The 20,958-nt window shown below is 32.7% G+C and carries 18 protein-coding genes, 6 tRNA genes and 1 rRNA gene; 18 read left to right on the top strand and 7 right to left on the bottom strand.

Going from position 1 to position 20,958, the window contains the following annotated elements; all coding sequences use genetic code 11:
• The first annotated feature begins 143 nt into the window (after positions 1–143).
• From rrf to glmM, 11 genes are all read left to right on the top strand, one after another.
• A 5S ribosomal RNA gene (gene rrf / locus FYJ81_RS11620) occupies positions 144–258 on the top strand.
• Between the two features lie 13 nt (positions 259–271).
• Positions 272–346: transfer RNA gene (locus FYJ81_RS11615), tRNA-Asn, on the top strand.
• Positions 347–349: 3 nt separating this feature from the next.
• A tRNA-Glu gene (locus tag FYJ81_RS11610) sits at positions 350–421 on the top strand.
• Positions 422–434: 13 nt separating this feature from the next.
• Positions 435–510: transfer RNA gene (locus FYJ81_RS11605), tRNA-Val, on the top strand.
• A gap of 18 nt (positions 511–528) precedes the next feature.
• A tRNA-Tyr gene (locus tag FYJ81_RS11600) sits at positions 529–612 on the top strand.
• Positions 613–616: 4 nt separating this feature from the next.
• Positions 617–691, top strand: a tRNA-Gln gene (locus FYJ81_RS11595).
• A 3-nt stretch (positions 692–694) separates the two neighbouring features.
• Positions 695–767, top strand: a tRNA-Lys gene (locus FYJ81_RS11590).
• 255 nt (positions 768–1,022) lie between these two features.
• Positions 1,023–1,928, top strand: coding sequence for an arginase (gene rocF / locus FYJ81_RS11585; RefSeq protein WP_107385264.1), 906 nt, complete (start codon positions 1,023–1,025; stop codon positions 1,926–1,928).
• A gap of 148 nt (positions 1,929–2,076) precedes the next feature.
• Positions 2,077–2,883: a diadenylate cyclase CdaA gene (cdaA, locus tag FYJ81_RS11580; protein WP_019467737.1), complete on the top strand. Its 807-nt coding sequence runs from the start codon at positions 2,077–2,079 to the stop codon at positions 2,881–2,883.
• A gap of 1 nt (position 2,884) precedes the next feature.
• On the top strand, positions 2,885–3,817 hold the full coding sequence (locus FYJ81_RS11575) for a CdaR family protein (protein ID WP_107385262.1): 933 nt from the start codon (positions 2,885–2,887) through the stop codon (positions 3,815–3,817).
• A gap of 24 nt (positions 3,818–3,841) precedes the next feature.
• Positions 3,842–5,197: a phosphoglucosamine mutase gene (glmM, locus tag FYJ81_RS11570; RefSeq protein ID WP_107523443.1), complete on the top strand. Its 1,356-nt coding sequence runs from the start codon at positions 3,842–3,844 to the stop codon at positions 5,195–5,197.
• 338 nt (positions 5,198–5,535) lie between these two features.
• On the opposite strand, the gene FYJ81_RS11565 is transcribed toward glmM, so the two are convergent.
• From FYJ81_RS11565 to FYJ81_RS11550, 4 genes are read right to left on the bottom strand one after another with little or no spacing between them, the layout of a single operon-like run.
• The gene (locus tag FYJ81_RS11565; protein WP_154409671.1) at positions 5,536–6,639 is read right to left on the bottom strand and encodes a mannitol-1-phosphate 5-dehydrogenase; all 1,104 of its coding nucleotides are present in this window, start codon (positions 6,637–6,639) and stop codon (positions 5,536–5,538) included.
• Positions 6,639–7,073 carry a PTS sugar transporter subunit IIA gene (locus tag FYJ81_RS11560; protein WP_107384901.1) on the bottom strand — a complete coding sequence of 145 codons (435 nt, stop codon included), beginning with the start codon at positions 7,071–7,073 and terminating at the stop codon, positions 6,639–6,641. The genes FYJ81_RS11565 and FYJ81_RS11560 overlap by 1 nt, the downstream gene beginning before the upstream one ends.
• 5 nt (positions 7,074–7,078) lie before the next feature.
• The gene (locus FYJ81_RS11555; RefSeq protein ID WP_154409670.1) at positions 7,079–9,109 is read right to left on the bottom strand and encodes a BglG family transcription antiterminator; all 2,031 of its coding nucleotides are present in this window, start codon (positions 9,107–9,109) and stop codon (positions 7,079–7,081) included.
• Positions 9,110–9,146: 37 nt separating this feature from the next.
• Entirely contained in the window at positions 9,147–10,682 is a 1,536-nt protein-coding gene (locus FYJ81_RS11550) for a PTS mannitol transporter subunit IICB (protein WP_107384899.1), read from the bottom strand.
• Between the two features lie 643 nt (positions 10,683–11,325).
• Here FYJ81_RS11550 and glmS point away from each other — a divergent pair.
• The 5 genes from glmS (at position 11,326) to FYJ81_RS11525 (ending at position 16,469) form a co-directional block, all read left to right on the top strand.
• Positions 11,326–13,131: a glutamine--fructose-6-phosphate transaminase (isomerizing) gene (gene glmS / locus FYJ81_RS11545; RefSeq protein ID WP_107384898.1), complete on the top strand. Its 1,806-nt coding sequence runs from the start codon at positions 11,326–11,328 to the stop codon at positions 13,129–13,131.
• Positions 13,132–13,274: 143 nt separating this feature from the next.
• Complete coding sequence (locus FYJ81_RS11540) at positions 13,275–14,258, top strand: BtrH N-terminal domain-containing protein (protein ID WP_107384897.1); 984 nt, start codon at positions 13,275–13,277, stop codon at positions 14,256–14,258.
• Between the two features lie 118 nt (positions 14,259–14,376).
• Positions 14,377–14,736: a DUF2200 domain-containing protein gene (locus tag FYJ81_RS11535; RefSeq protein WP_107384896.1), complete on the top strand. Its 360-nt coding sequence runs from the start codon at positions 14,377–14,379 to the stop codon at positions 14,734–14,736.
• Positions 14,737–14,765: 29 nt separating this feature from the next.
• The gene (locus FYJ81_RS11530; RefSeq protein WP_107384895.1) at positions 14,766–15,566 is read left to right on the top strand and encodes an ABC transporter ATP-binding protein; all 801 of its coding nucleotides are present in this window, start codon (positions 14,766–14,768) and stop codon (positions 15,564–15,566) included.
• Between the two features lie 51 nt (positions 15,567–15,617).
• On the top strand, positions 15,618–16,469 hold the full coding sequence (locus FYJ81_RS11525; RefSeq protein WP_154409669.1) for a Cof-type HAD-IIB family hydrolase: 852 nt from the start codon (positions 15,618–15,620) through the stop codon (positions 16,467–16,469).
• A 231-nt stretch (positions 16,470–16,700) separates the two neighbouring features.
• On the opposite strand, the gene FYJ81_RS11520 is transcribed toward FYJ81_RS11525, so the two are convergent.
• A complete protein-coding gene (locus FYJ81_RS11520) occupies positions 16,701–17,855 on the bottom strand; it encodes a hypothetical protein (protein ID WP_154409668.1) in 1,155 nt (384 codons plus the stop codon).
• 131 nt (positions 17,856–17,986) lie between these two features.
• On the opposite strand from FYJ81_RS11520, the gene FYJ81_RS11515 reads away from it, so the two are divergent.
• Positions 17,987–18,718, top strand: coding sequence for a metallophosphoesterase family protein (locus tag FYJ81_RS11515; RefSeq protein ID WP_107384892.1), 732 nt, complete (start codon positions 17,987–17,989; stop codon positions 18,716–18,718).
• A 126-nt stretch (positions 18,719–18,844) separates the two neighbouring features.
• Here the strand turns inward: FYJ81_RS11515 and czrB are convergent, their stop codons facing one another.
• Together czrB and FYJ81_RS11505 are read right to left on the bottom strand one after the other, a co-directional pair.
• Complete coding sequence (czrB, locus tag FYJ81_RS11510; RefSeq protein ID WP_107384891.1) at positions 18,845–19,798, bottom strand: CDF family zinc efflux transporter CzrB; 954 nt, start codon at positions 19,796–19,798, stop codon at positions 18,845–18,847.
• Between the two features lie 18 nt (positions 19,799–19,816).
• On the bottom strand, positions 19,817–20,116 hold the full coding sequence (locus tag FYJ81_RS11505; RefSeq protein WP_107384890.1) for an ArsR/SmtB family transcription factor: 300 nt from the start codon (positions 20,114–20,116) through the stop codon (positions 19,817–19,819).
• A gap of 149 nt (positions 20,117–20,265) precedes the next feature.
• Here FYJ81_RS11505 and FYJ81_RS11500 point away from each other — a divergent pair, with 149 nt between their 5' ends.
• Complete coding sequence (locus FYJ81_RS11500) at positions 20,266–20,925, top strand: NAD(P)-binding oxidoreductase (RefSeq protein WP_107384889.1); 660 nt, start codon at positions 20,266–20,268, stop codon at positions 20,923–20,925.
• Positions 20,926–20,958 lie beyond the last annotated feature (33 nt).

Raw genomic sequence — 20,958 nt, 5'->3', positions numbered from 1 at the left:
GGTTCGAGGTGGAAGCATAGCGATATGTGGAGCTGACGAATACTAATCGATCGAAGACTTAATCAAATTTAAAAGTTTTGTTGGTTGAACTAAATTTTACTTACTATCTAGTTTTGAATGTATAATAATTATACATGATATTGTCTGGTGACTATAGCAAGGAGGTCACACCTGTTCCCATGCCGAACACAGAAGTTAAGCTCCTTAGCGCCGATGGTAGTCGGACTTACGTTCCGCAAGAGTAGGACGTTGCCAGGCAATATTTCATTATTCCACAGTAGCTCAGTGGTAGAGCTATCGGCTGTTAACCGATCGGTCGTAGGTTCGAGTCCTACCTGTGGAGCCATATGGCCCCGTGGTCAAGCGGTTAAGACACCGCCCTTTCACGGCGGTAACACGGGTTCGAGTCCCGTCGGGGTCATTTTATACATATTGGAGGATTAGCTCAGCTGGGAGAGCATCTGCCTTACAAGCAGGGGGTCGGCGGTTCGAACCCGTCATCCTCCACCATTGCTAATTTAATAATGCGGAGGGGTAGCGAAGTGGCTAAACGCGGCGGACTGTAAATCCGCTCCTTCGGGTTCGGCAGTTCGAATCTGCCCCCCTCCACCATTAATGGGCTATAGCCAAGCGGTAAGGCAACGGACTTTGACTCCGTCACGCGCTGGTTCGAATCCAGCTAGCCCAGCCATTAGAGCCATTAGCTCAGTTGGTAGAGCATCTGACTTTTAATCAGAGGGTCAGAGGTTCGAATCCTCTATGGCTCACTTTTTAAGCATTCCTTTGGGAATGCTTTTTTGTTTTTTTATAAATGAAAAATTTTTTGATATTTAGTATATACATTTTTTTGTTTAAAACTATAAAATTACATTGCTATATTTAGTTATTTTGAATTAAAAATCGTTTTTTTGTTTCTTTATGTAATTTGCTTAAAATCTTACAATTGAGGGCGCTTGTATTAACTTGAAAGTCATATCACTTTAGATTATCCTAATATCAAACGCAAACAAAGGGGTTTTTTTATGGATAAATTAGTAGAGATTATTGGTGCACCTTCGACTTATGGCCAAAAAAAATTAGGGGTAGATTTTGGTCCAGATGCAATTCGATATGCAGGTATTGTAGAACGAATACAAAATATTGGAATTGATGTTAAAGATTCAGGTAACATTAATGTTCCTGCAATGCGTTTAGAGAAGTTTAACTCAGTTCAAAAAGGCTTACGTAATTTAGATGAAATAGTAGAAGTATCTAATCAACTCAGTGAAACAGTAGGGCAAAGTGTTGATAATGGCAATTTTCCACTTATTTTAGGTGGAGACCATTCCATAGCAATAGGCTCTATTTCGGGTATCAGTAAACACTATGAGAATTTAGGTGTCATTTGGTATGATGCTCACGGTGATTTAAATATACCTGAGGAATCACCTTCTGGTAATATACATGGAATGCCACTACGGGTATTAGCCGGAGAAGGTGATTCACGTTTAGTGAATATCTCTAATTTTGCACCTAAAGTTAAACCAGAAAATATCGTGCTTATAGGCATGAGAGATTTAGATAAGGGAGAACGTCAATACATTAAAGAAAATAATATTAAAACATATACAATGGCAGATATTGATAAACTAGGCATTAAACAAGTGATGGAACAAACTTTAGATTATTTGAAATCTAAAACAGATGGCATTCATTTATCATTAGATGTAGATGCTTTAGATCCAGCTGAAACACCAGGAACTGGTACACGAGTGCTGGGAGGCTTAACATATAGGGAAAGTCATTTTGCACTTGAATTATTACATAAGTCAAATTTAATCACTTCAATGGATTTAGTAGAAGTCAATCCATTGATAGATATGAATAATCACACAGCAGAACAGGCAGTTTCTTTAGTAGGTAGTTTCTTTGGTGAAACATTATTATAAAAAACAAGGAATAATATGGCATTATTTCCATATTATTCCTTTTTATATTCCTTTTAATTTTATGATAAAAATTTAATACTTAATATGACAGTTAGTGTTATGATTGGTATAATATATATCATGGGAACAGATAACCGGAGGAGATGTTATGGATTTATCCAACTTTTTTGATGATTGGAGTACAGTCAAAATAATTGCTAGTGTACTCGATTTGCTCATTGTATGGTATGTACTTTATCTTCTCATTACAGTATTTAAAGGTACAAAAGCGATTCAATTACTGAAAGGTATTGTTGTAATTGTAATCGGCCAACAAGTGAGTAAAATGTTAAATTTAACAGCGACATCTCGTTTGTTTGATTTAGTAATACAATGGGGTGTTTTAGCTTTAATTGTTATATTTCAACCGGAGATTAGACGCGCTTTAGAACAACTGGGTAGAGGAAGTCTATTTAAACGCTATTCCACAAGTTTGAATAGTGATGAGGACAAACTTATTTCGTCTGTTTCTAAGGCAGTACAGTATATGGCTAAACGTCGTATTGGTGCATTAATCGTATTTGAAAAAGAAACAGGATTACAAGATTATATTGAAACAGGTATAGCAATGAATTCTGAAATTTCTCAAGAATTATTGACTAATGTGTTTATACCTAATACACCTTTACATGATGGTGCTATGATCATTCAAGCGAACAAAATTGCAAGTGCTGCCAGTTATTTGCCACTATCAGACAGTGCTAAAATAGCTAAAAGTTTAGGAACAAGACATAGAGCAGCTGTAGGTATTTCAGAAGTTTCAGATGCATTTACAGTAGTAGTATCTGAAGAAACTGGATCTATTTCAGTCACATTTGATGGAAAATTGAGAAAAGATATATCAAATGAAGCATTTGAAGAATTATTGGCTGAACATTGGTTTGGCACACACTTTCAAGAGAAAGGTGTGAATTAATATGTTAGAAAGTAAATGGGGCTTAAGATTAATAGCATTAGTTTTAGCACTAGTATTTTTCTTATCTGTCAATAACATGTTTGGTAATATCTTTAATGCTGACCAATTAGGACAAAAATCTACGGAAACACTTCAAGATGTACCAGTGCAAGTTAATTATGATAGTAAATCGTTATATGCTAGCGATGTGCCGAGTAAGGTAGATATTGAAATATCTGGCCCACAATCTCAAGTATTAAAAGCTGAAAACGGTGAAAATATTAAGGCAGTACTTGATCTGAGTGGTGAGAAAGCTGGAAAGCATACCACACAATTCAAAGTCAATGGTTTAAATAAAAACATTGATTATACAGTTAAGCCAAAAGAAACAACAGTTAATCTTGAAGAAAAAGTTACTAAAAAACTTAAGGTAGAACCTGACGTGAGTGATAACGATTTAAATGCTAATTATAAAGTTAGTGATCAAAGTGTATCACCTGAAACAGTTAAAGTGACTGGTGGTAGCAAACAAATTGATAAAATTGCATATTTAAAAGCTACGTTTAAGGATAAAGATAAAATTAGCAAAGATACTACGGATATTGCACGTATCACTGCTTTTGACAGAAACCTTAATAAAATTAAAGTATTAATTGAACCGAATGAAGTTAATTTGAGTGTAAAAGTAGAAGATTATAGCAAGAAAGTAAAAGTTAAAACTAAAGCAATAGGTGCTTTACCTAAAGGTAAAGAAATAGATGATATAAAATTAGATGAAAAAGAAGTGGAAATTTTCGGTAATAGAAACGACATTCAAGATATTGACGAAATTACTGCAGAAATCGATTTAGATGGTGTTACAGAATCAACTGAAAAAAATGTAGAATTTAAATTACCAGATGACGTTTCAAAAATTAATCCAAAAGAAACAACAGCAAAAATTAATATTAAATAGTTTTTTATAAAGGAGATATAAATCATGGCAAAATATTTTGGTACAGACGGCGTAAGGGGCGTTGCAAATAAAGAATTAACGCCAGAACTTGCGTTTAAATTAGGGCGTTTTGGGGGTTACGTGTTAGCCCATAATGAAGGTGAAAAGCACCCTAAAGTACTCGTTGGTAGAGATACTCGTGTTTCTGGTGAAATGCTTGAATCTGCATTAATTGCTGGATTGATTTCAATCGGTGCAGAAGTGATGCGTTTAGGTGTTATATCAACACCTGGCGTAGCGTATTTAACTAAAGAGATGGAAGCTGAACTAGGTGTTATGATTTCTGCATCTCACAATCCTGTTCCAGATAATGGTATTAAATTTTTTGGCTCTGATGGTTTCAAACTTTCTGACGATCAAGAAAGAGAAATTGAACAATTATTAGATCAAGAAAACCCAGAATTACCACGTCCAGTAGGGGATGACATCGTGCATTATTCTGATTATTTTGAAGGTGCACAGAAGTACATAAGTTATTTAAAATCTACTATTGATGTTAACTTAGATGGCATGAAAATCGCTTTAGATGGCGCCCATGGTTCTACTTCATCACTAGCACCGTTTTTATTTGGAGATTTAGAGGCCGATACAGTTACAGTTGGTTGTAATCCTAATGGTTATAATATTAATGATAATGTAGGATCAACACATCCAGAAACGCTGTCTGAAAAAGTAGTTGAGGAAGAATGCGACTTTGGTTTAGCTTTTGATGGCGATGGCGATAGATTAATTGCCGTTGATGAAAATGGGGACATCGTAGACGGAGATCAAATTATGTTCATCATTGGTCAAGCAATGAGCAAGAATCAAGAATTAAATAATAATATGATAGTCTCAACAGTCATGAGTAATCTAGGGTTCTACAAAGCCTTAGAAGATGAAGGCATTCAATCTAATAAAACAAAAGTTGGAGATCGTTACGTAGTTGAAGAAATGCGTAGAGGTAATTATAATTTAGGCGGAGAACAATCTGGTCATATCGTGTTAATGGATTATAACACTACTGGTGATGGTTTATTAACAGGCGTGCATTTAGCAAGCATTATTAAAATGACTGGTAAAAGCTTAAGTCAACTTGCAAAACAAATGAAAAAATATCCTCAATCTTTAGTCAATGTACGTGTGACTGATAAATATCGCGTGGAAGAAAATGTAGATGTTCAGGAAGTCATGACTAGAGTAGAAGTTGATATGAACGGAGAAGGACGTATTTTAGTTAGACCTTCAGGAACAGAACCTTTAGTAAGAGTTATGGTTGAAGCAGCAACTGATGAAGCAGCGCAACGATATGCTCAAACAATTGCTGATGTAGTTAAAGACAAAATGGGTCTAAATGAATAAGCTTTTTATTTATTATAAACTGTCAATACAAGTACTAATGGTAGCGTTAGTACATGTATTGACAGTTTTTTTATTAGTAAAGTATCAAAAACATAGGATAGTTCATAAAATTATATTTTAAATTTATATAAAATAAGTTGTATGCTTAGTAGAATACTATATAAAAAAACTACAAGATTGAGTTACAATCATAACTTATCTCTAACAAGCACAGTCTAAGCTATAAAAAATTAACCATAAAAAAGGCTAATCCGTATTTAAACGGATCAGCCTTTGACTTAGAAATATTGTATTGTTCAATACTGTAACTAAATATATTATCTTTTAATCATTTAATACTATAAGACGTTGTATTCTTTGCTAATTTCAGATGCTAATTGATCATCAATTTTAGCGTAATCTTTTAAGAATGTTTCAACACCATATTCATTAATATAATTGTTTTTTTCTACTGTTTCTTGATCATTCATGTCATCATATTTTAACAGTAATGCAGCTGCCTTAATTAACGCCTGATGTTTCAAATTATTTTGATAAAGATAATTTAATGGTTTAATAATTCTGTCTTGCGGTCCGATTTTACGGATCGTACCTCGACCTACACGAGTCACTTCATCTGAAAGGTGCGGATTTTTAAAGCGTTCAATAATTTTATCAACATATTGTGCTTGTTCAGTTGTTGAAAAATCAAATTGGTTGGTAATGTACTGACTTGTTTCTTTCAAGACTTCTTCTAGATCATGTTTGATCATTTTATCATTAATTGCATCTAAGATCGTCGGTTGATTATTATATCTACCAGCATAAGCTAAGTATGCATGGCCAGTGTTTACCGTCAATAATTTTCTTTCAATATATGGTGTCAAATTTGATACGTATTTAATATGGTTTAATTCTGGACCATACCATGCATCTTTTTCTACAACCCATTCATAGAAAGGTTCCACGATAACATCTAGAATATTTTCGTTTGTTTGCAGAGGGACAATTCTATCAACTGCTGAGTTAACAAAATGAATATGTTCATCTAATGGTCCAGTGATATCTAGAATTGCCTCTTTCAATGTATTCGTGGCCATAATGGCATTTTCACAAGCAACAATATTTACTGGTGTTTCTTTTTCTTTTAAATAAGGCGCAAACGTTTTAGCAATAATCGGTAAAATATTGACACCGATTGCAGTAGTAATTAAATCTGCTTCTAATACGGCTTCTTTTAATTTAGCAGAAGGTTGCCCTGAATTGATTGCGTCTACATTGTGTACGCGAGTTGTTGTGTTTGCTTCGTCTGCTAATATGACGTCATATTCTTGTTTAGAATCTAAAGCATCAATAATTTCAGCATTGACATCTGCAAATGTAACTTTAATATCATTATCAGCTAAAATATAACCAATAAAACCACGACCAATGTTACCTGCACCAAAATGTAATGCTTTCATTATGCGTCAGCCTCCTCAAATACTTGCTTAATTTCTTCAGCTGATGAAGCATTGATAATGCGTTCAACATTTTCTTCTTCACTAAATGTGATGGCAATTTTTGATAATAAATCTAGATGCTCACCATCTTTACCTGCGATACCAACAACAACTTTAACTTCTTCTCCATCCCAATCAACACCTTCAGGAATTTGAATTAAAGTTAAGCCTGATTTTAAAACACTTGTTTTAGCTTCATCTGTACCGTGGGGAATAGCTAATCCATTTCCCATAAATGTTGTTACAACTTGCTCGCGATCTTTCATAGCTTGAATATAGTCTTCTGTAACTGCACCACTTGATACAAGTGCTTGTCCTGCTTTTTCAATTGCTTCGTTTTGATCTTTCACTGTTTGATTAATAAAAATATTGTCATTGCTAAATAATTCACTCATATCATTCACTCCATGTTTAATTGATTTTGTAATGCTTTCAGATAACTTTGTTTAAGTAAATCTGTTAATTGTTCCGGTTGTTTCATAAATTGGTCGATATCATCGAGATACTCACCAATTTTTCCAGATAATTCACTAATAAATTGTGCCATGATATCATCTGGAGGTATGAACATATTTAATAAATATGTTACAGAAACTTTGTCATTTTGATTACTATTAAGCATAAGTGGCTTTTCTAAAATAGTGACTAAGATAAATGGCTTCTTAATTAAATCACTTTTTAAGTGTGGCATAGCAATGGGATAAGGGTCTAAAACAAAACCTTGTTCATCCATGCGTTGCTTAATAAGTTCAGCGAATGACTGCTTATCTTCAATAATTTGATGTTTAAATAATTGTTCAGTTAAATACGTAATCCAATCTTGAGTATGTGCATAATCAAGATAAATTGAATCAATGACTTCTAGTCCTTTACGGATATATTCTAATTGATATTCAGGATTTGCAAAAGTTGTACCAGTGCCATCAAATATTTGTGTTTGTGGTTTGTCTTGTTGCATGTTTAGAAAAGCAGCTACATGATTGATATCTGCATCTGGTAACAATGGATTAACTGTGAGGTAAGGTAAGCTTATATCTAAATTAACCGTTGAAATAATTGCATCATATTGTTGAATATCAATGGAATTAAGATCACCCACAGACGCTTGTGCTGTTTGTTGAATTTCACTAAATGTTTGTTGTAACCGAGTAGCGAGTAAACGGCTTGTACCTATGCCGCTACTACAAACGACAAGTACATTATAAAAAGGTGTCGCTTGTTTTTGAATTGCACCGCCGAAATGTAATACGATAAACGCAATTTCACTTTCTGGAAATTTAAAATTCGGCCACGTTTTTATTAACCCCTGATGCACACTTTCAAATAGCCGTGGATATTTATGTTTAATCATTTCAGTTAAAGGATTATAGGTTTCAATATTAGCATTTAATCGATTGATTGCTGGTATAATATGCAGCTTTAACCCCTCACTGAGTGTTCTCCAGTCTTTAAATGTTTGCTGGGAAACCTCTGAAACCATATGAATAAGTTTTTCGATGCGTTGATCATCTTTGTTATTCTTAAATACTTCAGTAGTTTCTTTGCGTTTGGTTCCGCGTAAATGAATCGTGATGAAGGTTACTTCCGCTTGGTTGAACTGAACACCGTAGATGTGCTCTAAATGTAATGCTAAAGCTGAAGCCACTTGGTGTTCAAAGGTGTCTTTGACACTGTTATAAATATCGTCATTTAAAGCTACATATTCGCCTTTAAGCATTCGATCAATGCTGAGTACAATGTGTACTGTTAAGGTTAAATAGCTTGATTCTGTAAGAGAATAGGGCAGTTGTCCCAAATGATCCATAAGAATTCTCTCAACTTGGAAAATTTTATCTAAATCAACCATTGGTAACTGGGATTGATTAATGGATTGATACACAAAGTGATTTTCTATTACAGAGTAAACGCTCGTACTATTTAAATTATTTACCATTAATTGGCTTAATAATTCTCTTTTTTTTGATTCAGCACCATAAAGGTGGATACCTTCACCACGTTTTTTTTGAAGTGTTAATTGATACTGGTCTAGTTCATCATCTAATTCATCTAGTAATTTAGCTAGTGTTTGAGTAGAAACACCAATTTCATGTGCTAAACTGTATTGTTTGATTGGTTCTTTAGCTTGGATAAGTGCATATAAAATAATTACTTTTTGTTCTTCTTGAGACAAATCAATCGTGACTTGTTGAATTAATTCATTTTTTAATGAATGGACCGCAGATGAATTACCAGATAACTGTAATCCTTTTTTCGTAACGCGTTCCAATTCAATGTTAAAACTTGCTAAAAAGGGTTCAATAGATTTCAATTCTCTATGAATAGTACGAGAGGATACAGCTAAATGTTGAGCAATGTCGTAAATAGTGACATATTGACCGTGATACTTAATTAACATTTCGATAATTTCTTTTTCACGTGTACTCAAAAACATAGCCATACCCTCCAATTTATATCTTTTTAGTGAGTGATTAGTTTTCTTCTTTTTTAAGGTTTTCTAGTAATTCATCATATCTAGGGGAATTTAAGAAATTCTCTACTGAAATATGAATTGCATTTGGAACTTGTTTGATTGCTCTGTCTGTTAATTTTTTCTGAGTAATGACAAGTTGAGCATCGCTAGGTAATTGGTTAATCGCTGTATTTGTTACTTCAACGTCTTGTATGCTAGCTTTTTTGAATTTGTTACGTAACATACTTGCGCCCATAGCACTTGATCCCATGCCTGCATCACAAGCGAAGATAACGTGACTTACTTTACTGTAGTCATGTGCATCTACATTCTCAGTATCATAGTTATCTAGTAAATCATCTTCTGTTTGACTATCGCTATTTTTGTCAGTTGCATCAGTAGCAGTTGTTGAAGTGTTATCATCACTATTCCCTGTTAACTTAGAAGATACACTTGATTTTTTACCTTTTGATGCTTCCATTTTCTCTGTTGCAGCTTCTAAATCTTCTTCTGTTTCTTTTGTGAATTTTAAAATAATTGATGAAACAATAAATGATACGATTGCTGCTAATAATACGCCTATAATCATGTGTAAGAACTCACCTTTAGGTGCGTTTAACATATATACGATAAATGAACCAGGTGAAGCTGGACTCTTGAATCCAAAGTCTAATAATGAATAAGTAGCAACACCAGTCATACCACCTAGTATTACTGCGACGAACAATAACGGTCTCATTAATACATAAGGGAAGTAAATTTCATGTATACCACCTAAGAAGTGGATAATCCCAGCACCATATGAAGTAGCTTTAGCTGTGCCTTTACCAAAAATCATATAAGCAACTAATACACCTAAACCTGGACCAGGGTTTGATTCAATTGTGTATAAAATAGATTGTCCCGCAGATGCAGCTTGATCTGCACCCAGTGGTGTAAATACACCGTGGTTAATAGCGTTGTTTAAAAATACGATTTTAGCAGGTTCTACAATAATACTTACCAATGGAAGTAGATGCGCATGTACCAATGCTTCAACAGCAACGGATAAAATATGCATGATAAATTCCATAATTGGTGCTAATATTTTAAAACCTATGATTGTCATTATAAAACCTAAAATACCAGCGGAGAAATTATTGAATAACATTTCGAAACCTTGTGGGGTTCTTGGTTGAATGAATTCATCAGTTTTTTTCATTAACCAACCAACAAGTGGTCCCATAATCATTGCGCCTAGTAACATCGGTGTTTCTGGTAATGCTACAATCACACCCATTGTTGCTACAGCAGCAATAATACCGCCACGCATCTCGTGAATTAAACGACCACCACTATAAGCAATCAATAATGGTATTAAATAAGTAATCATTGGTCCAGCCAATTCACCTAAATCTTTATTTGGCCACCAACCGCCGTCTATAAATATTGCCGCGATAAAGCCCCAAGCAATGAATGCACCAATATTAGGCATAATCATGCTACTTAAAAACGAACCAAAAGCTTGAACTTTACGACCAATCCCTTTATTATCTTGAGCATCTGTTTGTGACATAATTTGCACCTCTTTTTCTCTGTATTTAACTATTATTGTAGGTGTGTTTACATAAATAAACAACAAATAGTAATCTCAAATTTGTCACAGTGTTTTTGACAAGTTTATGACTATTAATATATGGAAAGTTTTGAATATTAAATAATAAAACAATTTTACAATTATTTTAAGGATGAAGTTAATAAAAAATTTGCATTTGGTTGCAAAAGCATTGTACAATTAGTGGTATTGAAGGAAAGGAGGACAGTTTGACATAAATATATCAATTAAAGCGCCTGTGCAAGTGAAAAGGTTAAATATTTAGCATTTAAGATTTAAAACAGAAATCTTAATAGATATGAAATCGAAGCTTGTAGACGAGGAGGATAGTTATCGAACCATCGGCGGATGCTATCCCGGATGTGGCTCATTCGTAAACTTATTAAGGAAAACATTAGGGCAACCTGGTGCACAAAGTTAATAAGATAGCCAAATTAAATAAAAATTAAGATTAAAGGTGAATGGGATTTCTGTGCCTTTTTTTAAAATTTCTTACGATAAAATGAATGTTAAGAAATTTATTTAAATTGGCCTCATATATTGAACAGGTTCCTGTACGCCGAACGTTCAATACCCTTCACCATTATATTGGAGGAGTATGTATATGTGTGGAATAGTTGGATATATCGGGCATGATAATGCCAAAGAATTATTATTAAAAGGATTAGAAAAATTAGAATATAGAGGATACGATTCTGCTGGTGTTGCTGTTGTTAACGATGATGGCACAAATGTATTTAAATCAAAAGGACGTATTGCGGAGCTAAGAAAAGTTGCAGATAGTAAAGATATAGATGGAAACGTAGGTATTGGTCACACGCGTTGGGCAACACATGGTGTGCCAAATTATGAAAATTCACATCCACACCAATCCGCAACTGAACGTTTTACTTTAGTTCATAATGGTGTAATCGAAAATTATGAAGAGTTAAAAAATGAATATTTATCAGATGTAAAATTTTTATCTGAAACGGATACAGAAGTTATTGTTCAATTAGTTGAATATTTCTCAAATACTGGACTTTCTACAGAAGCAGCATTTACAAAAGTGGTATCGTTATTAGAAGGTTCTTACGCATTAGGCCTTATTGATAGTCATGATCGTGACACTATGTATGTTGCAAAAAACAAATCACCGTTATTGATTGGTGTAGGTGATGATTTTAATGTTATCGCTTCAGATGCGCTTGCAATGTTACAAGTTACAAACCAATACAAAGAAATTCATGATCATGAAATTGTCATTGTTAAACGTGACGAAGTAATTATTAAAGACCAAGAAGGTAAAGTACAAGATAGAGAAGCTTATACTGCACAAATTGATGCTGCTGATGCTGAAAAAGGTGTTTATGATCATTACATGTTGAAAGAAATTCATGAACAACCTGCAGTAATGCGTCGTATTATTCAAGAATATCAAGATGCTGATGGCAATTTAAAAATGGATGCAGATATTATAAAAGATGTAGCCGATGCAGACAGAATTTATATCATTGCGGCAGGTACAAGTTATCATGCAGGTTTAGTTGGTAAAGAATATTTGGAAAAATGGGCAGGCGTTCCTACAGAAGTGCATGTTGCTTCAGAATTTGTATATAATATGCCATTGCTTTCAGAAAAACCATTATTTATTTATATTTCACAATCAGGTGAAACAGCGGATAGTCGTGCTGTATTAGTAGAAACTAAAAAACTAGGGCATAAATCATTAACAATTACAAACGTGCCTGGTTCTACATTATCACGTGAAGCGGATCATACTTTATTATTACATGCTGGTCCTGAAATAGCGGTTGCATCTACAAAAGCATATACAGCACAAATTGCAGTACTTTCAATTTTGTCACAAATTGTAGCGAAAGAACACGGTAAAGAAGCCGATGTTGAGTTACTACGCGAACTTGCAAAAGTGACTACTGCTATTGAAACAATTGTGGATGATGCAGATGTAATGAAACAAATTGCTACAGATTTCTTAGAAACAACAAGAAACGCATTCTTTATTGGTCGTACAATTGACTATAATGTTAGTTTAGAGGGCGCATTGAAGCTTAAAGAAATTTCTTACATTCAAGCAGAAGGTTTTGCAGGTGGCGAACTTAAACACGGTACAATCGCACTTATTGAAGAGGGTACGCCAGTGATTGCTTTAGCAACACAAGAAAATGTAAACCTTTCAATTCGTGGTAATGTGAAAGAAGTGGCAGCACGTGGTGCAAACCCTTGTATAATTTCTATGGATGGATTAAATAAAGATGGTGACACATATGTTATCCCTCATGTCCATGAGTTATTAACACCGTTAGTTGCTGTTGTAGCAATGCAGTTAATTTCATATTATGCTGCACTACACAGAGATTTAGATGTGGATAAACCACGTAACTTAGCTAAATCTGTAACAGTAGAATAAATTAATATATAAGATTGAGCTGAGACATTTTGATGTCTCAGCTTTTATTTGTGGAAATTTTATAGTTTAATGAAGTTATGTTGAACAATTGAGATGATGCATCCAATGAGAATGAAATGATACTTAGAAGGAGAATACAATATATGGATAGTGAACCTAATTATTTAAATGGCGCCCATTGTGAAACTACAGCGACTGGCACATTATTAAAACATATTGGTATAGAGTTATCCGAACCGATGTTATTTGGTATCGGAGAAGGACTTGGATATATTTATTGGGATATGAAAAATATGGATTTCCCATTTCTTGGCGGTCGTATTAAACCAGATTATTTAACAAATAATATCGTAAAAAATTTGAATTTAGAAATTTTCTTAGAAGAAACTACATCCATAAAAAAGGCTTGGCAAAACATCAAAAAGACACTTGATGCTGGTCACCCAGTTGGTTTGAAATTAGACAGTTATTATTTAGATTATTTTTCGGATAAAGTGCATTTTGCAGGGCACTATGTAGCTATGTATGATTATGATGATGCTTATGCCTATTTGATTGATACAAAACAGCAAGGCAACATTGTTAAAACAAAATTAGAACACTTAGCGCAAGCAAGAAATGCTAAAGGGCCTATGTCATCTAAAAACCTCTCTTATACAATAAAACAAAATCATCCCTTACCTGATATGAAAACAATCATATTAAATGCTATACATAATAATGCTCAAGATTATTTAAATCCTCCTATTAAAAATATAGGATATAAAGGGATAAAGAAAACAAGCGACAAAATACAAACATGGTTTGAAAGAAGTTCGAACATTCAATATGATTTATTACTGACTGCTAATTTAATGGAAAATGGTGGGACTGGAGGGGCATTGTTTAGAAAAATGTATCTTTTCTTTCTTGAAGAAGCTCAATTATTAATCAAAGATAGTGCTTTAGAACAATCATATCACTTATTCTCTGAAATAGTTATTATGTGGGAAGAGGTGATAAAGTTAATTAAATGTGCGGGAGAAACTCAAGATAGAGCATATTTAAAGCAAGCTTCTGACATATTAGTTGATTTATCAGTCAAAGAATACGACGCGATGAAACGATTGCTCGAAGTTAAAAAATGATAACGTTTATGATATTTTTTAACGTATAGTAAAAGTGAAATATTTTCAAAAATATAAAAAATTTAATATGCTATGTACAAGCTTACAATTTATAAATAAAGAAAGGTCTTATAAAATAATGGCAAAACCTAAAATTTATACCATGGCTTTTGGAGATGTTTATCCTCATTTAGTGAAAAAAGTCGAAAAAAAAGGTAGAACAAAAAATGAGGTAGATACTGTCATTAAATGGATGACTGACTATAGTCAGTCGCAAATAGATAAAATGATTGAAGATGGCACAGACTATGAAGCATTTATTCAACAAGCACCAAGGTTAAATCCACATAGAACTAAAGTGACTGGTGTTATATGTGGTATTCGTGTTGAAAATATGGAAGACTCAGTAATGAAAGAAATTAGATATTTAGACAAAATGGTTGATGAATTGGCTAAAGGGAAGACATTGGAAAAGATATTTAGACAAAATCAAAAATAAATGACAATTTTAAAAAGGGGGATATATATATGCTAATTGATTTGAACAATATAGCAAGAAGAAAAGATGGAAAAGAAATTGTTCAAGGAGTGAGTTGGCAAATCAATGAGGGAGAAAAATGGATGCTTTATGGTTTAAATGGCGCAGGTAAGACTACACTATTAAATATTTTAAATGCATATGAGCCAAACACATCTGGTGAAATGACTTTATTTGGTATGGAGCCTGGTAAAAAAGGGTATTCTGCTGAAAATGTACGCCAACAAATTGGATTTGTATCTAGTAGTTTAATGGATCGATTTCAGGATGGTGAAATTGTTATAGATGTTGTAATTAGTGGGATATTTAAGTCAATCGGTCTGTTTCAAGATGTACAACAACAATACATAGATTTGGCTAAACAATATTTAAAACAAATGGGAATCGCTCAATTTGAAAATCAATATTATGGTTATCTTTCTACTGGAGAACGTCAAAAAGTGTTGATAGCAAGAGCGTTGATGGGGAACCCTAAACTTTTAATTTTAGATGAACCAGCTTCAGGTTTAGATTTTATTGCAAGAGAAGATTTATTAAGTGCGCTGACACAATTGTATAAGCAAAATCCTAAATTAGCAGTGATTTATGTAACGCATTTTGTAGAAGAAATTACACAAGATATTGATTATGGGTTTTTATTGAAAAATGGGCAACCTTTTAAACAAGGTCAAATATCTGAAATTCTTAATAGTACAACATTGAGCGATTTCTTTAAAAGAAATGTCAACATAGCATGTAACAATGGGCGATACACATTGTTTTTAAAAGATGGAGACATTGCAGAAACATAGATAAAGTGCCATAATTTAATATGATAACATATGATGGAGGATTTTAATTACATGAAAAATGTTAAAGCAATATTTTTAGATATGGATGGTACAATTTTACATAAAGATAATCGTGTAGATAAAGAAACGACAGAGATTATTCAAACATTAAGAAATCATGGTTATAAAGTATTTTTAGCTACTGGTAGAGCACATGATGAGATTCATTACCTTGTACCAGAAAATTTTAAAGTGGATGGTATTATTAGTTCTAACGGTACTAATGGTGTCGTTCACAATGAAACTATTTTTAAACATAGTTTAACATTTGATACGGTAAATGAAATTGTGAAAAGAGCAAAAGCACAAGCAATTTATTATGAAGTTTTTCCTTTTGACGGTAATCGAATTATTCTTAATGAAGGTCAAGCGTGGGCAGAAGCAATGTTTAAACAATCAACACCACCTGAAAACGTAGGATACAGTGAATGGACATCCAGAAGAGAATCTATCGTTGAAAAAGTAAGTTGGAAAACAAGTATCCCTGACACGTCATTTTCAAAAATTTATTTATTTTCGCCAGATTATGATAAGATTACTCAATTTCGAAACCAGTTAATCGATGACCAAACGACACTTCAAATCAGTGTATCTAATTCATCGCGCTTTAACGCAGAAACAATGGCTTTTGGCATTGATAAGGGAACTGGAATTAAAGAAATGATAGACTACTTTGGCATTAAACAAGAAGAAACGTTAGTCATTGGTGACAGTGATAACGACAGAGCGATGTTTGCGTTTGGCAATTATACTGTGGCGATGAAGAATGCTCGACCAGAAATTCAAGCTTTAGCAGATGATGTCACTTCATTCACAAATGAAGAAAATGGTGCTGCATTATACTTGAAAAAGCATTTATTATAATCTGTATGCATAGATGAATTGATTAAAAAGACACTTCTCTCGGTTAATAATGGTTATTAAATGAGATGAAGTGTCTTTTTTGATACTGAAAATTTACTAATTACATTCTGTAACGATAAGAAAATCGTTTGAGTATAAGCATAAAAAATTAAGTAGTATCATAATTACAATTTAAAAAGGACTAATCCACTTATTGCGGATTAGTCCTTTTGCAATTTATATTCCAATATATTATTTATCTTTATTATTCATTTGATCTTTGATGTCTGTAGTTTTTTCTTTTGTGTTATCTGTAAACTGATCGGTATTTTGATTAACTTTATCAGTAGATTTCTCAGTTGTGTGGTTAACTTCATCAGTAGCTTTCTCAGTTGTGTGATTAACTTCATCAGTAGCTTTCTCAGTTGTGTGATTAACACTATTAGTTACTTTAGATGTTTGATCAGATTGCTTAGAAGCTTTTGATTTTTTGACTTCTGATTTATCAATGTTCTCGCCATTTTTATTGTAGTATTGAATAATTGCTAATAAGTTTGTGTAATAAACAATCAATCTAATTATTATAACAATTACTGACACAATATAGATAATAGTCATAGCTAATGTTTGTGAAATACCACCGGTACTAATTGAAACTAACTGACTCACCGGATTTGCTAAGATTATAACAGGTAAATTTAATAGTAATATACCTAGATAAAATTTAAACCAAGTTTTATTTCCGTTTTTAATAGCTTTAAAGCCACGTTTTACAGAAGACCAAGCACCTCTATTAGGTTCTTTAACAAAGGCTAGTGTAAAGTTGATGATTAGGATTGTAAAGAACCAATAGACAAATGACAATATAAATACTTGTAAAGTAGCTGCAATAATTTGGAATGTTAATGACAATCCAAGTGCATGATCAGAACTGCTTAACGGTCCTTGTAATGCAGTGAATAATTGTACAATTCCTAATTGCAATAGCTTACTTATTAAAAGATTAAGTAATAATATAATAATAATACTTAATAATGTGATTAAAGATAATTTTAATGATTTAGCATATTTACCCTTTTTAAATATTGAAAATAAATCTTTGAATTTAACCTTGTCTTTATTAATTGCATTGTCTATAGTGTATATAGTTCCAGCAATAAGTTGATATCCTGCAAATATAAAAACCACTAATGGAATTAATATTGCTAGTATCAATGTAATTAATGCACTTCCAATAGGTTGTTGCATTGCCATTGACATTAAAAATTTATATATTGCTGGTTGAACTGGTATAAAAGTTAGTACAGTCAAAGCAAACAATATGATAAAACTTACAATTGTGAATAGTAAAATTTTAGCATTTTGCGGTTTTGCATTTTGTAATGCTAGTTTATGAAATTTAAACAAATTTTAAGCACTCCTTTTTAGTGATAAGCATATGCTATCAAAAAATTAGAGATTTTAAAATTAATAGGTAACAAAATGGCTATAAAATGTTAAAATGACCAAATGAGAAAATGTTGAAAGGAGATATCATCATGAAATTTGCAATTCTTACTGATGTACATGGCAATTTTGATGCGTTAGATACAGTATTGGATGATATTGATAGAAGAAAAGATATAAATAAAATATATAACTTAGGCGATAATATTGGTGTAGGCCATGAAACAAATAAAGTTCTTGATGAAATATTCGAAAGAGATGATATGGAAATTATTGCAGGTAATCATGATGAAGCGGTGATGTCAATTGTTAACGATACGCCTTATCCTGAAGACTTAAAAGATAAATTTTATGAACACCACCAATGGATTGAAAGTCACTTAGACGAAGATTATTACGATAAATTAAATGCTTTACCTCGTGTTATTGAAAAAACAATGAATCATAAAAAAGTCATGTTCATCCATTACGAAATTCCAAACGATAAATTGAATACGCCGATTGATGGCCAGCCATTTAGTCCTATTGTTGAACCTACTGAAGAAAATATAAAATCACTTTTTGAAGATAAAGAGGCTGATTTAATTATTTTCGGTCATAATCATACAGTTCATTTGTTTGATGATAAATCTAAGGTTTATTTTAATCCTGGTTCTGTTGGATTAAATAACGGCGCATACGCGGTATATGGTATTGTTACTATCGAAGAAAATGAATTTTCATTTGAACGAGTTAAAGTTCCTTATGATAATGAAGAATTTATAAGAGGTTTTAAAGAAAAACAAGTGCCAGCTAAAGAACTGATATTTGATAAGTTTTTATAATGTGTAAAATGTTTCGGATTTGTTATATATTTTAATAGTGATTAAAATCATAAAAGTGACTAGATTGAATGATACTGCTTGTTTCAAGCTTTAAAATCTAGTCACTTTTTACTTTTTTAACTCACGTTATTTTTCTGTATAAATTGCTGAACATAAGGTATTGCTGTCATGATTATGATATTCTGTTTCAAATTGTATCGTCATATGTTGAATATTTAAATGTGTTAAGCGATGTTCAAGTTGGTTTAAAAGTTGTTCGCCTTCTTCGATTGTCATGTCATTAGGTACTACTGCATGGCAACTTAAAGCATTTATTTCATTAGAAATAGTCCATATATGACAATCGTGTACATTTTTTATTTGCACTTCACTTGTAATAGCGTTAATGATTTCATCCATATCGACATCACTTGGTGTACCTTCCATCAAAATATTAATAGATGATTTCGTTATGCCCCAACTACTTTTAATAATAAGTAGGGAGACGATAATGCTTGCAATTGGGTCTGCAATAGTCCAATTAAATGACCAAATAAGAATAGCTGCTACAATTGCTCCGACAGAACCTAATAAGTCTCCAATTACATGGAGAAAAGCGCCACGCATGTTTATATTATGATCTGTATCTCCACCTTTAAACATAAAAGAAGCAACAACGATATTAACAATGAGGCCAATTACACTGATGATAAACATTTCTGTAGATTTTACCGCTATTGGATTAAAGAAACGATCGATTGCTTCTATGATGATAAAAATGCCGATAACAAATAATGTCACACCATTAAATAATGCTGCTAATATTTCGAAGCGTTTGTAGCCAAAAGTCTTAGATTGAGTAGCATGTTTTTCAGAATAAATAAAAGCTAATAATGCTACACCTAATGAAACAGAATCGCTAAACATGTGTAAACCATCTGATAATAATGCTAAGCTATGTGCTAAAAAACCTCCGATGATTTCAACTATCATAAATATACCAATAATTAAAAAGCTAATAAGTAAGATTTTTTTATTATTGGTGTGTACATGACCATGTGTATGGTTGTGTGTGTGATTGTGTTCGTGATGTTGTGACATATAAGTTCACACCTTTCATTATAGTTTATGATTTGCATGATGAATTGCTTGTTTCAATAAATCAGTCACATGTGTATCATCAATTGAATATATCATTGATTGGCCTTCGCGGTTAGATTTGATTAGGTGGGCTTGTTTTAATATGCGTAACTGATGCGACACATTAGATTGCCCCATATTTAAAGTATGCGCAATATGACCTACACTGCTAGAATTTTGTGATAATAAATGCATGATGCGTATACGATTCCTCTCACTTAACGCTTTGAAAATATCAGTTACATGCTCTAAAGTTTCGGTATTTATTGGCGTATTCATAAATTTAACCCTCCTATCATATGAAGATATTAATATATATTCATATATTAATGTTATTGTGCCAATATGTCAATTGAAAATGCATATTTGTTTTAAATTCTTATAAAAGTGGTAGACTTTTAATATGAACTCGATAAGGAGGTACCAATATGAGTATTTTAGTTATTGGCGCAAATGGTGGCGTTGGTCATCACTTAATAGAACAGTTAAAAGAAAAAGAGGTAGATTTTACCGCTGGAGTTAGAAAAGAATCACAAGTTGAACAACTGAAAGAACAGAATATCAAAGCAACTTTAATTGATGTTGAGTCAGATGATGTTCAAACTTTAACTGAAAAATTTAAAGGCTTTGACCGTGTAGTATTTTCCGTTGGTTCAGGAGGTAGTACAGGTGCCGATAAAACAATTATTGTAGACTTAGATGGTGCTGTTAAAGCTATTAAAGCAAGTGAGGTAAATAATGCGAAACAATTTGTGATGGTGTCAACATATGATTCTAGAAGAGAAGCATTTGACGCAAGTGGAGATTTGAAACCATATACAATTGCCAAACATTATGCTGATGAATACTTAAAACAAGCATCAGTACCTTATACGATTGTACATCCAGGTGCTTTATTAAATGATGATGGTACAAACAAAATTGAAGTAGGTGCCTTTTTTGAAGGCAGAGGTTCAATTCCACGAGAAGATGTTGCTTCAGTCCTCAATGAAGTTGTCACAAGTGACGACTATTTAAATACTGAATTCCAAATTATTAGTGGAGATGTAGAAATATCACAAGCTTTAGATAGCTTTAAAAATAAATAATCGATAGTTACAAATGTGGGCCAATTTACAAAT

Source organism: Staphylococcus sp. McC-251-APC-3A2 (assembly GCF_009695665.1).
Classification (GTDB): domain Bacteria; phylum Bacillota; class Bacilli; order Staphylococcales; family Staphylococcaceae; genus Staphylococcus; species Staphylococcus cohnii.
This window is presented reverse-complemented; position numbering and strand designations above follow the sequence as displayed.

Coding starts and splice junctions, on each gene's coding strand:
- rocF (WP_107385264.1), top strand. CDS start 1,023: ATGGATAAATTAGTAGAGATTATTGGTGCACCTTCGACTTATGGCCAA.
- cdaA (WP_019467737.1), top strand. CDS start 2,077: ATGGATTTATCCAACTTTTTTGATGATTGGAGTACAGTCAAAATAATT.
- FYJ81_RS11575 (WP_107385262.1), top strand. CDS start 2,885: ATGTTAGAAAGTAAATGGGGCTTAAGATTAATAGCATTAGTTTTAGCA.
- glmM (WP_107523443.1), top strand. CDS start 3,842: ATGGCAAAATATTTTGGTACAGACGGCGTAAGGGGCGTTGCAAATAAA.
- FYJ81_RS11565 (WP_154409671.1), bottom strand. CDS start 6,639: ATGAAAGCATTACATTTTGGTGCAGGTAACATTGGTCGTGGTTTTATT.
- FYJ81_RS11560 (WP_107384901.1), bottom strand. CDS start 7,073: ATGAGTGAATTATTTAGCAATGACAATATTTTTATTAATCAAACAGTG.
- FYJ81_RS11555 (WP_154409670.1), bottom strand. CDS start 9,109: ATGTTTTTGAGTACACGTGAAAAAGAAATTATCGAAATGTTAATTAAG.
- FYJ81_RS11550 (WP_107384899.1), bottom strand. CDS start 10,682: ATGTCACAAACAGATGCTCAAGATAATAAAGGGATTGGTCGTAAAGTT.
- glmS (WP_107384898.1), top strand. CDS start 11,326: ATGTGTGGAATAGTTGGATATATCGGGCATGATAATGCCAAAGAATTA.
- FYJ81_RS11540 (WP_107384897.1), top strand. CDS start 13,275: ATGGATAGTGAACCTAATTATTTAAATGGCGCCCATTGTGAAACTACA.
- FYJ81_RS11535 (WP_107384896.1), top strand. CDS start 14,377: ATGGCAAAACCTAAAATTTATACCATGGCTTTTGGAGATGTTTATCCT.
- FYJ81_RS11530 (WP_107384895.1), top strand. CDS start 14,766: ATGCTAATTGATTTGAACAATATAGCAAGAAGAAAAGATGGAAAAGAA.
- FYJ81_RS11525 (WP_154409669.1), top strand. CDS start 15,618: ATGAAAAATGTTAAAGCAATATTTTTAGATATGGATGGTACAATTTTA.
- FYJ81_RS11515 (WP_107384892.1), top strand. CDS start 17,987: ATGAAATTTGCAATTCTTACTGATGTACATGGCAATTTTGATGCGTTA.
- czrB (WP_107384891.1), bottom strand. CDS start 19,798: ATGTCACAACATCACGAACACAATCACACACACAACCATACACATGGT.
- FYJ81_RS11505 (WP_107384890.1), bottom strand. CDS start 20,116: ATGAATACGCCAATAAATACCGAAACTTTAGAGCATGTAACTGATATT.
- FYJ81_RS11500 (WP_107384889.1), top strand. CDS start 20,266: ATGAGTATTTTAGTTATTGGCGCAAATGGTGGCGTTGGTCATCACTTA.